Source organism: Ruminococcus sp. HUN007 (genome assembly GCF_000712055.1).
Taxonomy (GTDB): domain Bacteria; phylum Bacillota; class Clostridia; order Oscillospirales; family Ruminococcaceae; genus HUN007.
In genome coordinates, this window is sequence record NZ_JOOA01000002.1 from 2,874,927 (window position 1) to 2,888,425 (window position 13,499).

The 13,499-nt window shown below is 45.7% G+C and carries 13 protein-coding genes and 1 pseudogene; 13 read left to right on the top strand and 1 reads right to left on the bottom strand.

Annotation, left to right across the window (positions count from 1 at the left end; all coding sequences use genetic code 11):
• Positions 1–192 precede the first annotated feature (192 nt).
• The 13 genes and pseudogenes from flhA (at position 193) to CC97_RS19180 (ending at position 12,863) form a co-directional block, all read left to right on the top strand.
• The gene (flhA, locus tag CC97_RS16580; RefSeq protein ID WP_044976363.1) at positions 193–2,250 is read left to right on the top strand and encodes a flagellar biosynthesis protein FlhA; all 2,058 of its coding nucleotides are present in this window, start codon (positions 193–195) and stop codon (positions 2,248–2,250) included.
• Between the two features lie 97 nt (positions 2,251–2,347).
• Positions 2,348–3,148, top strand: a complete 801-nt coding sequence (locus CC97_RS16585) for a FliA/WhiG family RNA polymerase sigma factor (protein WP_049962990.1) — start codon at positions 2,348–2,350, stop codon at positions 3,146–3,148.
• A gap of 29 nt (positions 3,149–3,177) precedes the next feature.
• Positions 3,178–3,915, top strand: coding sequence for a flagellar hook-basal body complex protein (locus CC97_RS16590; protein WP_044976364.1), 738 nt, complete (start codon positions 3,178–3,180; stop codon positions 3,913–3,915).
• Positions 3,916–4,007: 92 nt separating this feature from the next.
• Positions 4,008–4,760, top strand: a complete 753-nt coding sequence (locus tag CC97_RS16595; RefSeq protein ID WP_044976366.1) for a flagellar hook-basal body protein — start codon at positions 4,008–4,010, stop codon at positions 4,758–4,760.
• An 88-nt stretch (positions 4,761–4,848) separates the two neighbouring features.
• A complete protein-coding gene (locus tag CC97_RS16600) occupies positions 4,849–6,261 on the top strand; it encodes a hypothetical protein (protein ID WP_044976368.1) in 1,413 nt (470 codons plus the stop codon).
• Entirely contained in the window at positions 6,248–6,517 is a 270-nt protein-coding gene (locus CC97_RS16605; RefSeq protein ID WP_044976370.1) for an EscU/YscU/HrcU family type III secretion system export apparatus switch protein, read from the top strand. Before CC97_RS16600 ends, CC97_RS16605 begins: the two co-directional genes overlap by 14 nt.
• Positions 6,518–6,567: 50 nt before the next feature.
• Complete coding sequence (locus CC97_RS16610; RefSeq protein ID WP_044976372.1) at positions 6,568–7,197, top strand: PilZ domain-containing protein; 630 nt, start codon at positions 6,568–6,570, stop codon at positions 7,195–7,197.
• A 181-nt stretch (positions 7,198–7,378) separates the two neighbouring features.
• Positions 7,379–8,110, top strand: coding sequence for a pseudouridine synthase (locus tag CC97_RS16615; protein WP_044976374.1), 732 nt, complete (start codon positions 7,379–7,381; stop codon positions 8,108–8,110).
• A gap of 136 nt (positions 8,111–8,246) precedes the next feature.
• A complete protein-coding gene (locus CC97_RS16620) occupies positions 8,247–9,587 on the top strand; it encodes a carboxyl transferase domain-containing protein (protein ID WP_044976376.1) in 1,341 nt (446 codons plus the stop codon).
• A gap of 69 nt (positions 9,588–9,656) precedes the next feature.
• Positions 9,657–10,016: a biotin/lipoyl-containing protein gene (locus CC97_RS16625; protein ID WP_044976378.1), complete on the top strand. Its 360-nt coding sequence runs from the start codon at positions 9,657–9,659 to the stop codon at positions 10,014–10,016.
• 22 nt (positions 10,017–10,038) lie between these two features.
• On the top strand, positions 10,039–11,439 hold the full coding sequence (locus CC97_RS16630) for an oxaloacetate decarboxylase subunit alpha (protein WP_044976380.1): 1,401 nt from the start codon (positions 10,039–10,041) through the stop codon (positions 11,437–11,439).
• A 39-nt stretch (positions 11,440–11,478) separates the two neighbouring features.
• A pseudogene (gene metA, locus CC97_RS16635) lies at positions 11,479–12,409 on the top strand (homoserine O-succinyltransferase).
• Between the two features lie 34 nt (positions 12,410–12,443).
• Positions 12,444–12,863, top strand: coding sequence for a DUF4190 domain-containing protein (locus CC97_RS19180; protein ID WP_049962991.1), 420 nt, complete (start codon positions 12,444–12,446; stop codon positions 12,861–12,863).
• Positions 12,864–13,020: 157 nt separating this feature from the next.
• Here the strand turns inward: CC97_RS19180 and CC97_RS16645 are convergent, their stop codons facing one another.
• A complete protein-coding gene (locus CC97_RS16645; RefSeq protein WP_044976382.1) occupies positions 13,021–13,419 on the bottom strand; it encodes a DUF2752 domain-containing protein in 399 nt (132 codons plus the stop codon).
• Positions 13,420–13,499: the final 80 nt, after the last annotated feature.

Genomic DNA, 13,499 nt, shown 5'->3' on the forward strand with positions numbered 1-13,499 from the left:
ACAGGTGAACACACAGGACTTGAAAGCCGGGGGACTTTAAGCTCTGTTTCAGAGAAAATACTGAATCGGTCACGGATAAACCGGAAAACCGGAAAATGACCCCGCATATCCGTACCGCTGAATGAGTACAGCCGTACTGCAGAAACTGTCAGTGTTTTCAGGGATATTAGGATGAAAAGGATTTGAGCAGAATTGAAAAGATTTGCAAGTTTAACAAACAATGTTGTAACGGCGTTCGTCGTTCTTATAGTTTTTCTTCTTATCATTCCGCTTCCGACTTTTATTCTCGACTTTTTGTTTATTTTCCAGATCGGACTTTCGCTGGTCATCCTGATGATGTCAATGTACGTCAAGGAGCCTCTTGAATTCTCCATTTTTCCTACTCTTCTTCTTATCACCACGCTTTTCCGACTGGGGCTTAACATCTCATCAACACGTTCCATTCTTACCAATGCAGGATATGCCGGTGAGGTCGTAAAAGTATTCGGACAGTTTGTTATCAGAGGAAATGTTGCAGTCGGTCTTGTAATATTCCTTATCATAGTTCTCGTACAGATGCTCGTTATCACCAAGGGTTCGGAACGAGTTGCTGAAGTATCGGCACGTTTCACCCTCGATGCCATGCCTGGTAAGCAGATGGCTATTGACGCCGATCTGAACGCAGGTACCATCACTGAAGACGAGGCGAGAAGAAGACGTGAGAAGATCCAGCGTGAATCCGCTTTCTTCGGAGCCATGGACGGTGCTTCCAAGTTCGTAAAGGGAGACTCGGTCATGTCGATCGTCGTAACAGTCATAAACCTTGTCGGCGGTATCGTCATCGGTGCTATGACCGGTGTTGATGACGTACTTCAGACCTATTCCGTTGCCACTGTAGGTGACGGTCTTATGTCACAGGTACCTGCTCTTCTCATATCAGTATCGACCGGTATGATCGTTACACGTTCATCTGCTGAAGATGAACTCAACGAAGACTTCAAGAAAACATTCTTTTCACAGCCGCGTGTTCTTATAATCTCAGGTATTGCAATGCTCTTCCTGATGTTTATAGGATTCCCGCCGGTACAGCTCATCCTCATTTCCGCAATGCTCATCGGCTGCGGAATAATGCTCGGCAGAAAGGAAAAGGCAAAGCCTGCTCCTGATACGGGCGTAATGGATGAAGGCCTTCCTTCGGAGGAGATCGTCTCCGAGGCGGCTTACTACAGAAACATAGACAATCTCTACGGACTTCTCAATGTTGAGCAGCTCCGTATCGAATTCGGATACAGCCTTATCCCTCTTGTAGATGAGGCAAGCGGCGGTAACTTCCTTGACCGTGTCGTAATGTTCAGAAAACAGTACGCGCTCGACATGGGCATGATCATTCCGCCGGTACAGTTAAAGGACAGCTCCAGGATCAATCCTAACCAGTATTCCATCTGCATCAAGGGCGAGGAAGTGGCGAAGGGTGACATTCTGGTAGACCACTATCTCGGTCTTGCACCTTCTGAAAAGGAAGATGTCATCGACGGAATCGAGACCATTGAACCGGCTTTCGGTATCAAGGCGAAATGGATAAGCGAGGAGCAGAAAGTCAAGGCAGAGCTTCTCGGATATACGCTCATCGATCCGGTATCGGTCATCATCACACATCTTTCCGAGGTCATTAAATCCCATGCCTACGAGATACTCAACCGTGCCGAGATAAACAACATGCTTGAAAACCTTAAAAAGACAAATCCTGCTATAGTAAACGACACCATTCCGGCAGTCGTTTCAGTCAGCGAACTCCAGAAGGTTCTCTGCAGACTGCTGCAGGAGGATGTTCCGATAAGGGATCTTGAAACCATACTCGAAACACTTGGTGACTACGGTCAGAAGATCAAGGACACGGACATGCTCACCGAGTATGTAAGACAGTCACTCAAGAGAACAATTTCACACCGTTTCACCGAGGCTAACCAGATGAAGGTGATAAGCCTCGACACAAGCGTTGAAAATATGATAATGGGAGCAGTAAAGAAACTTGACAACGGCTCCTACCTTGCACTTGACCAGCAGAGCATCCAGAAGATAATCAATGCTACTACTGAACAGGTGGACAGAGTAAAGGAACTGGTACAGACTCCGGTAATTCTTACATCTCCGATCGTAAGAGTTTACTTCAAGAAGCTTATCGACCAGTTCTATCCTAACATTGCAGTTTTATCTTTCAGCGAAATTGACACACAGGTCCAGATACAGGCCCTTGGCAATATTGCCATTTAAGCTGCACGGAGCACAGGGAAGCGCAGAATGCTTTTTCCTGAGCTTCAAAAATAACAGCAGCCAGATCAGCTGATAATTCGTAAGGTGGTGATCAATCTTGAGCAGTGTATCAGGAGTTTCTGAAAACAAAGGGGATAACAGACTTACCGAGGAACAGGCGGCAGCACTTATGGCCCAGTACCGCCAGACCGGAGACGTAAGGATTAGAAATGAGCTGGTGATGAACTACAGCTACATAGCAAAGACCGCTGCAATGCAGCTTCGCGGTCTTGCACAGGGCTATGCACAGGTCGAGGATATGGTCAGCCACGGCATGATAACACTAATTGACTGTGTTGAAAAATTCGACGGTGCAAAGGGCATGAAGTTTGAATCATATGCCTTTATGAGAGTCCGCGGCGGTGTTATCGACCTGGTCAGAAAACAGGACTGGATACCTCGCCGTGTAAGAACAGCTGCCAAGGAGATCGCAAATGCAAGCAGCGAGCTGTGCACGGAGCTTAAAAGGCAGCCTACAGAGGAAGAGCTTGCCGCAAAGCTTGGTATTTCCGTTGCAAAGCTCAGACAGTACAATAACGAAGTTGCCGGAGCGGTGACTTATTCCTTTGAGGAACTTATACAGAACCTTGACCAGATGGGCACACTGCTTGATTCGGCAACAAGTGACTACAGCACACCGGAAAAGCAGTTCCTTAAAAATGAAATGAGGGAGAAACTGGTTTCGGCCATAGAATCGCTGAGTGACCGTGAAAGACTGGTCGTAACGCTTTACTACTACGAGAACCTCAACCTCAGTGAGATATCGCAGGTACTTGAAATAAGCGTTCAGCGTGTTTCACAGATATGCACAAAAGCGGTTTTAAAGATAAAGGCGGTCATGGAGGATTACATACGATAGCAGGACATGATTAACAGGGGGTAGATCATATGCTAACAGGATTCTACACAGCGGGTTCAGGAATTCTGAATCAGCAGCGAAACGTCAACATCATAGGCAATAATATTTCAAACAACCAGACTGCAGGATACAGAGCGCAGAGGATGGTGACGACCACCTATGAGCACAATTTCCTGACAAGACTGGAAAACGGGGTTTACCACAGAATCGGAGAGGGCGAACCGGCCATATATACCGAAGAGGTCGAAACTATCTTCGATGAAAGCTATCTTAAGGAGACCGAAAATCCTTACGACATGGCACTTGTGGGAAGAGGCTACTTCAATATAGCCGGAAACAACAGCACATATCTTACGAGAAACGGAAATTTCAATATAGATGCCGAAGGATACCTTGTGCTTGAAGGAATAGGCAGGGTACAGGGAAGAAACGGCGACATGCGTGTGGGAGGAGCGGATTATACGATAACTCCGCACGGACTTGTTTATGACAACGAAGGGGTCTTTGTTGACAGAATACTCGTTACCGCGCCTGCGGAGGGTACTGCAGTAAAGAAATTCGACAACGGAATGTTCGTGGCAGATAACGTTGAGGACGTTGATGCACCGACGGTGTATCAGAATCATCTCGAGCAGTCGAACGTTGACATGAACGAAGAATATACGGGACTTATCGAAGCACAGCGTGCTCTGCAGGCATGTGCGTCGGCTCTTAAGATGGTCGATAAGATAAATGAGAAGGCTGCCGGACTGTCCGGTATAAGCTGAGAAATATAAATCAGGACGGGCTTCCGGGTGAATTCCCGCGTTCCGGTATCTGATCAGCGTATTTCTTATTCATTAATTGGGGGTATAAATTTATGAACAAGGCATTCTACACAGGAGCTTCAGGTCTCAGGGCCTATCAGCACGATATAAACATAATCGGCCACAATGTTGTCAATTCAGGCACGACAGGCTACAAGGCGACTATTCCTGAGTTCCGTGAACTTATAAACAACAACATGGACGTCAACATAAACCGCGAGCTTCCGGCTGACAACAAAGTGAAGGAAGGCAACGGCGTAAGACTCTGGCGCGATGACATGAACTTCACGCAGGGAAAATTTCAGGCAACGGATTACCCGCTTGACTTTCTTATTGCAGGCGACGGATTCTTTGCACTTGATGACGGAAACGGAAACATACAGTACACCAGAAACGGATCGTTCGACATAAGCGTTGAGGGCGAGGAAGCATTTCTTGTAAATGCGGACGGAATGTACGTTCTTGACCAGCAGAATCAGAGAATAAGACTTGACTATATCGGCGACACGAACCAGATCGATATTGACACTGTAAAGCCGAGACTTGGCGTGTTCTCATTCACCAATCCGAACGGACTTACAAGAACTGACGGAGGAAGCTTCATTGTAAGCGAAAATTCAGGTCAGCCTGAAAATGCAAACCGCGGTGAGTACACTCTTTATCAGGGAACGCTCGAAGCATCAAACGTTGAGCTTTCACAGGAAATGACCAATCTTATCGTAGCACAGAGAGCATACCAGTTCTCATCCAAGGTTGTCACCACTTCCGATGAGATAGAACAGCTTGTAAATTCCTTAAGGGGATAATTTGGTATAATATATGAGAAAAATAACAGAGACACTGACCCGATCATCCTTCCGGTCAGCGCTTTCTGAGACAAGAGGATAATTTCAGATGGCAAACATCGAAAAATTTGCTGCCCCGATAACCAACCGCAACATCGTTCAGCCTGTGTCGGAACATAAATCGGCAGAGGCTGAACGAGTTGATTTTCAGAATACACAGAAGGTTAAGCAGGCGCCGGTAGAGTCGGAGCTTCTGAGACAGCATAACGGGGACATTCATAACCAGCGCGGACCGGCGATCTTTATGAATCTTCTCACCGATCCTCAGGTAACGGCCGGATATATCCGAAACATCTACATGATGATGGATATAGTAGCTCTTCTGCCTATGCAGAACGGCTCGCTTACCGAGGAGATGCAGCAGTTGTTTGCCGAGCTCAACCTTTTTCCGGAGGAAATAGCCGATGAAATGATCAATCAGGAGAATTCATCCACTGCTTTCAAGGGTGAGTTTTTTGATTTCCTGCGTGACGTTCTGGCTGAAAACAAGAGTCCGGAATTCAAGAAAGCGGTCATTTCCGTTCTGAAGGCTGTAAACAGCGAAAAGAGCAAAACGGATATAATGCGGGCGCTGTCAGGAAGCTTCGGTTTCCTTTCGGCACAGATGAAACCGAACAAGGAGATCTCCGCTGCTCTTTTAAGAATATCCGAACGACTGCTTGAAGATGACGCAGGGGAACATTTCAGTGAACTTAAGTCGGATGCACTTTCTGTTCTTACCGATGTTGAGCGAAGCGTACTTTTCAATACACAGACGGAACGTCTTACAGCGATGATACGCTACAATATTTCGCGCTTCAACAACGATCCTGATTTTCTCACCTCTTCGGTAAACTACCTGATGACGATGCTGAAGGAGGATGACAAATCGGAGTTTCTTCAGCTTCTGTACGATCATCTTGCCTATTACGAGAGTGTCGACCGTGAAGGTGGACTTTCCGATTCGAAGGTAATGAACATTATAACCGACATACTGCGTCTTCAGAGCGAGAGCGAGGAGATAAAGGCTCTGGGAGCTGACAGCGTGGAAACTATAATCCACAGTATACTGTCCTCGCCGAGCAACTTCACACCGCTGCTTCATTTCATAATACCTGTTGAATACGAAGATGTTGCATCTTTCGCCGAAGTCTGGATCGATCCTGATGAGGAAAACGAAACTTCGCACAGCGATACGCCGGAAAGGCAGATCCATATGCTCATCGTATTTGATATGGACAATCTCGGGAAAATGGAAACTGAACTGTTCGTCCGTGACAGAAGCATTGATCTTACTGTTTACTGCTCAGACGATGTAAAGGATTATATTGAAAGCTTTTCAAAGGACCTGCGGAAAAGTGCTGATTTTTCAGACTATCATATTGATTCGGTCAAAGTAAGGACGCTGAAGGCACCGCGGTCACTGGTAGATGTTTTTGAAGGGCTTTCGGTCAAGAGGTCAGGAATCAATGTCAAAATCTAACAGAAACAAGGCTGTTGCCTTAAAATACAATACAGAAAAGGATCTTGCTCCGGTAATTATCGCATCCGGATACGGAGAGATAGCCAACAAGATCATCGAAATAGCAGAACACAACGGCATACCGGTGTACCGCGACGACAGTGCGGCATCACTCATGTGCATGCTTGAAGTCGGCAGTACCGTGCCGCCGGAGCTGTATGAGGTGGTGGCTGCCATCTACGCAAGACTGCTTAAGGCTGCAAACGAGATGAAATAATTTTTCCGTACGGAAAGGAAATACAGAGAAAAACGTTCAGGGGGAATGTTATGGGAATCAGGATCCCTAATGAATATGAAGGTTCTGTCTGCGAGATAAAAACCACTGACAACGCCTTCATCACTACCGCAAGGATCGCTTCGCTGTCATCTGACAAGGTGAAGCTGAGCGTGAAGAACAGGGCTGTGAAGTCACTTGCGTTCGGTACAAGAATCAAGATAAATATAATCAATTCAAAACTCGGTTTCAGGGCCGTTGAGGGAAGTGTTTTCACCTATTCCTTCGGTGAGCTCACCGTCACTGATGTTTACAGCATTGCGGAATCGGAGCGCAGAAAATCTCTCCGTGTGTACATGAACGCGTTCGCAAGAGCGGTTTTTGACTCGGACGTTCCGGGAAAGAAAGCCCATGCTGAAATAATCGTGAAGGATATGAGCATGAACGGCGTCAAATTCATCAGCAGGCAGCATTTCGATATGGGAACTGCTCTTCTGTTCACACTTGACCTCGGCAGAAGAAAGTACATGGAGATCTCATGTACCGTTATACGCCGCGGCTCCGAGTCCACAGGCGAAGGCATGTGCTATATCGCACGTCTCAACAATCCTGCAGGACGCGAGGACGAGATATGCTCGTTCCTGCTCCAGAAACAGGGCGAACTTTATAATATGGCAAGATAAAGCTGACCATTTACGGCCAGCTTTTTATTTGCACAGGGTAGTCCTGCATCAAAATTTTCATTGACCATTGCTTTGTAACATGATATAATTAATTCTATATTGATATTTACGAATCGTGTCCGCTGGCAGCAGTATTCTGGCTGGAGCGGGCTGCTCATGTCCGGTTGAAAGGAACGATCCTATGGAACTTATAAGACTTCAGAAAATAATAGCAGACAGCGGCTTCTGTTCAAGGCGCAAGGCAGAGGAATATATCGAACGCGGCAAAGTGAAGGTGAACGGACATCCGGCGAAGCTTGGCGACAAGGCCGGTTTCAGGGATGAGATCACAGTATGCGGCGAAAGAATATACAGACCGAAAAAGAAGAACTTCATCTACCTCATGCTCAACAAGCCGCGCGGATACGTGACCACTGTATCTGACGAACTGGACAGAAAGTGTGTTATGGATCTTCTTGAAGGCGTAAACGAGCGTGTTTATCCGGTAGGAAGACTTGACAAGAATTCCGAGGGACTTCTTCTGTTTACAAACGACGGAAATTTTGCCAACAGCGTTATGCATCCGTCAAGGCATCTTGCCAAGACATACCGCGTAACTGTCCGTCCTGACATAAATGATGACCAGCTTGTAACAATGTCGTCAGGAATGGAAATCGACGGCCATAAGACACAGCCGGCGGTTATCAATGTTCTGAGCAAGGAACCGAACAGGGTGGTTCTGCTGATCACGATCCACGAGGGCAGAAACCGTCAGATAAGAAAGATGTGCGAAGGCGTCGGCCTTGAAGTTGCAAGACTCAGAAGAATAAGTGTGGGCCCTGTAAAGCTGGGAATGCTCAAGCCGGGCGCTTACCGGGAACTCACAGCCGAGGAACTCAGGGCGATAAGAAACGCCTGCGGCGAAGATAAATAACAGCAGTTTATGATAAAAGATATAGCTTTATTGCTATTGCAAAAAATAAAATAATATGTTATGATTATAATGTTTGGATCAATTTAATTGATCACTTGATTTCCAACATTTTAGTATCTCAGAAAGGGAATTTCATATGCAGACGGAGAAAAATTTAGACAGCGCGGCACGCAGAAGACTTGCAGCTCTGTTTGATGACGGCGCTTATACAGAAGTCGGCTCGTTATCAATGGAAAAGGAAAGCCTTGCAAGTGTAATTACAGCATACGGTTACGTAAACGGTTCACTGGTTTATGCCTTCTCACAGGATAACACAGTCAACAGCGGTGCAGTCGGAACAGTTCATGCACAGAAGATCGCAAAGCTTTATTCACTTGCTGCAAAAACAGGCAGACCGGTAGTGGGCATCCACGATTCAAACGGTGCTTTCATTGACGGCACTGTTGATTCACTTAACGCTTACGGTGAAATGATCGGCACAGCAGCATCAGTTTCAGGTGTTGTACCTCAGATCTCAGTTATCGCCGGAGTATGTGCAGGAAGTGCTGCAATGCTCGCCTGCTCAGCAGATTTCGTGGTAATGACAAAGGACGCAGAACTGTACGTTGCTCCTAACGGAAAGAGCACAGCAGCAGATGCAGCGAAGGCTGGTACTGCAGCAGTTGTCTGTGATGATGACGACGCAGCGATAAGTGCTGCAAAGGAACTGTTAAGACTTATTCCTGAAAATAATCTTACAGCCGTTCCTGTTTATGAATACGAGGAAAATTCTTTTGCGTCAGGAAATACTCTTTCTGATACAGTAAACAATATAGCAGATGCTGATTCTGTAACTGAACTTTACGAAGGATTCGGAAAGGCTTCATACACAGCTCTTGCGACAGTGGCAGGATCTACAGCAGGTATAGTTTCAACAAACAGAACAAAGGATAAGCTTACAGCTGATGACTCAGCAAAGATAGCACGTTTCGTAAGAACATGTGACGCTTTCGGTATCCCGTTGATCACACTTGTTGATACTGAAGGATTTGACGGTGAAGGCGAAGCTGCAGGCAGCGTAAGAAACATGACAATGCTCGCAGGTGCATATGCCGAAGCCACAACAGCAAAGGTCACAGTCGTTACAGGCAAGGCTTACGGTCCTGCTTTCGTGGCTCTTGCAAGCAAGGGTGCAAACGCTGACTTTACATTTGCTTATGAAGATGCAGTTATCTCACCGCTTAACCCTGTTACAGCAGTGGAATTCCTCTGGCACGAAAAGCTTGCAGGAGCTGCCAGTGTTTCAGAAAAGCGCAGTGAGCTTGTAAGGAAATACATAGCAGAAAATGCAACAGCAGAAAAGGCTGCTTACAGAAACGCTGTCGATGAAATTATTTCATCTGCACAGATAAGAACAAAGCTTGCTGAAGCTCTCGAAATACTTTCAGGCAAGAGAGTTTCACGTCTTCCTAAGAAGCACAACAATCTTCCACTTTAAAATAAATATACCGCAGTCTGAATAATTCGGTTTTATTCATTTTAAAGCTGCGGAGAACTGGAGTTTATTATGAAAAGATTTAATATTACAGTAAACGGAAAAGCATATGACGTTGCAGTAGAAGAGATCACAGACGGTTCTGCTCCTGTTCAGGCAGCAGCTCCTGCACCGGCAGCAGCAAAGCCTGCAGCACCGGCTCCTGCAGCAGTAGGCGAAGGCACAAAGGTAACTGCTCCTATGCCTGGCAACATCCTCGACGTTAAGGTAAAGACAGGTGACACAGTTTCCAAGGGTCAGGTACTCATGGTTCTCGAAGCTATGAAGATGGAAAATGATATCGTTGCTCCGTGCGACGGTACTGTAACAAGCGTTATCGCAAAGAAGGGCGACACAGTAAACGCTTCAGACGCTCTCGCTACTATCAAGTAAGCGGACGGAAAGGCGGTTCATTATGGCAAAGAAAATTGGTATTACCGAAACTGTGCTCCGTGACGCACATCAGTCACTTCTTGCTACACGTATGCCTATCGAGGACATGCTTCCTATCCTCGACAAGATGGATAAGGTAGGCTATCACTCGATCGAATGCTGGGGCGGCGCTACTTTTGACGCATGCCTCCGCTTCCTCGATGAAGATCCATGGGAAAGACTTCGTATTTTAAGAAAGAATCTTCCTAATACAAAGCTCCAGATGCTCTTCAGAGGTCAGAACATGCTCGGCTACCGTCACTACGCTGATGACGTTGTTGAATACTTCGTTCAGAAGATCGTGGCAAACGGTATGGATATCATCAGAATATTCGATGCCTTAAACGACATCAGAAACCTCGAAACAGCCATTAAGGCAACAAGAAAGGAAGGCGGCCACGCTCAGGTTGCCATCTCCTACACAACAGGTGACGTTTTCACAAACGAATACTACGTAAACTACGCAAAGCAGATAGAAGAAGCAGGTGCTCACTCCATCTGTCTCAAGGACATGGCTGCTCTTCTCACACCATACAGAGCGCAGGAGCTCATCGCTGACCTCAAGAAAGCTGTAAGCATTCCTGTTCAGCTCCACACCCACTACACATCAGGTCTTGCATCAATGTGTCTCCTCAAGGCAGTTGAATCAGGATGCGACTACATCGATACAGCAATGTCACCGCTTGCAAACGGTACATCACATGCTCCTACAGAATCAATGGTCGCTGCTTTCCAGGGCACAGAATACGACACAGGCCTTGACCTCAAGCTTTTAAGCGAGATCCGTGAATACTTCATGGGACTCAGAAAGAAATATATTGACTGCGGTCTTATCGATCCTAAGATGCTTGCAGTTGATGCGAAGGCTCTTATTTACCAGGTACCGGGCGGTATGCTTTCAAACCTCCTTTCACAGCTCAAGCAGGCTGGCAAGGAAGAAAAGCTTACAGAAGTGCTTGAAGAAGTTCCGCGTGTAAGAAAAGACGCCGGAAGCGTTCCTCTCGTAACACCTTCTTCACAGATCATCGGTACACAGGCTGTGTTCAACGTAATAACAGGCGAACGCTACAAGACAGTTACAAAGGAATTCAAGGGCGTTGTAAGAGGCGAATACGGCAAGACACCTATTCCGATCGATCCTGAATTCAGAAAGAAGATCATCGGTGACGAAGAACCGATCGAATGCCGTCCTGCAGACCTTCTCAAGTCAGAACTTGACACTATCCGTGAAGAATGCGCTGAATGGGTAGAACAGGAAGAAGACGTTCTCAGCTACGCTCAGTTCGGTCAGGTCGCTGTAAAGTTCTTCGAAAAGAGAAGAAACAAAAAGTACGGCGTTGACGGAAAGAACTCAGACAAGGAAAAGAAGATACACGCAGTCTGAAATCATCCGTTTTCAGTGACATAAAGGAGGTCATAAACAATGCCTATCAAGATCTCTAAAGACCTTCCCGCTTATAAAACACTGATCGACGAAAACATATTCGTAATGCCCGGTGACGTTGCCGAGCATCAGGATATACGCGAACTGAAGATCGCAATACTCAATCTCATGCCGAAAAAGATCGAAACTGAGACTCAGCTTTTAAGGCTTTTGAGCAACACGCCTCTTCAGGTCGATATTGACTTTCTCCACGTAGAATCACACGTTTCAAAAAAACACCTCAGTCAGTCATCTGAACACTTTTTACAAGACGTTCCGCGATGTGAAAAACAACTTTTATGACGGACTCATAATTACAGGTGCACCGGTTGAACAGATACCTTTTGAAGAGGTTGACTACTGGGACGAAGTCTGTGAGATCATGGAATGGTCAAAATCAAACGTTTATTCCACTATGCACATCTGCTGGGGAGCCATGGCCGGACTTTACTATCATTTCGGCATCCCGAAACATGATTTAAGTGAAAAGATGTTCGGCGTTTTTCCTCATAAGGTTCTTCGCCGTGAATCACAGCTCCTCAAGGGCTTTGATGACGTTTTTTATGTGCCGCACTCAAGGCACACTGAGGTGCTCCGCGAAGACATTGAAAAGGTGCCTCAGCTGAATATAACAAGCGAATCGAACATGTCAGGTGTGTACATAGTATGCAATAAAAACAAGAGACAGTATTTTATCACAGGTCACAGTGAATACGACCGTGATACTCTTGCACAGGAGTACTTCAGGGACAGGGACAAGGGGCTTCCTATCAAAGTTCCGTACAACTATTTTCCTGATGACGATCCTGAAAACAAGCCGCTGTTCAGGTGGCGCGGTCAGGCGAACCTTATGTATTCGAACTGGCTGAATTACTGCGTATATCAGCGAACACCATACGATCTCAGAACACTGAGTGAGATGGAGTTCTGATATAGAAAATAATAAAATAAGGAGGAGTAGGAAAATGGAAGAAAACGGTTCAAAGGGCTTAAGCGTCGCTGCGCTTATATTTGGTATTCTGGGTATCGTCTGCTGCTGCATTGGTTTCCCGTTTGCCATTATCGGTCTTATTCTCGCAATTATGGCACTTGCTAAGCGCAAGGCTGGAAAGGGTCTTGCTGTTGCAGGTCTTATCACATCACTTATCACACTTATCATCAGCGCTATCGTTGGTATCAGCATGGTACCTGTTATGCCTTACTTCGGTGAAATGGGTGAATTTTTCCAGGATCCGCAGGCAGCAATCACAGAATACGAAGAAGACGGCACATATCCTGCATGGATCGAACACATGATCGATGACGGCGTAATTACTGAAGAAGACGCTGAAAATGCAATGAATCAGATGGCTCAGAGCTTTAAGAATGCGGGTCAGGCTCAGTGATCACAGACTATGATCAGTCTTAAGTAAATGAATAATTACTAAAAACAAAAACACCTCTGGTTCTTTTCGGATCAGAGGTGTTTTTATCATATATGATTTTTAACCGGATTAATGTGGTATCATGCAATTGTGCGATACTGCTGTTTTTGCATATCAGTTAATAGCTCCATGACGGTTCAAGCACAGGTATGAAATTTCTGATGACATAGAATACGGTAAGAGCAAGAGTCAGTACAATGTAAAATGCCTTTTTCCGCGGAAATAATTTTATGTTTTTTCCGAAGGTCTTAAGCAGAAGTTCCGAGTACCACAATGCAATGGCAATACACATAAGGAGGATACTCGGGTTGCTTCTCAGTGAACTTAAAAGGTCAAAGCGGAGCAGAAAGTGAACTGCTCTGGTGCAGCCGCAGCCGGGACAGTAAAAACCTGAAAGAAGTTTTATAGGGCAGAGGTAGTGAATGTCTGTGATGAATTTCAGGAAAAGTCTTGAGATAAAAAGTGAAAGTGAAAAAATGATAAACGGAAGTGTGACAACAAAAATTTTCTTTTTCATGAGTATATACCTTAAAAACAAAAATAAAGCCATCAGATGAAAATGCCGGAGTTTACTGTGATAAAATCATTTCAGACAAA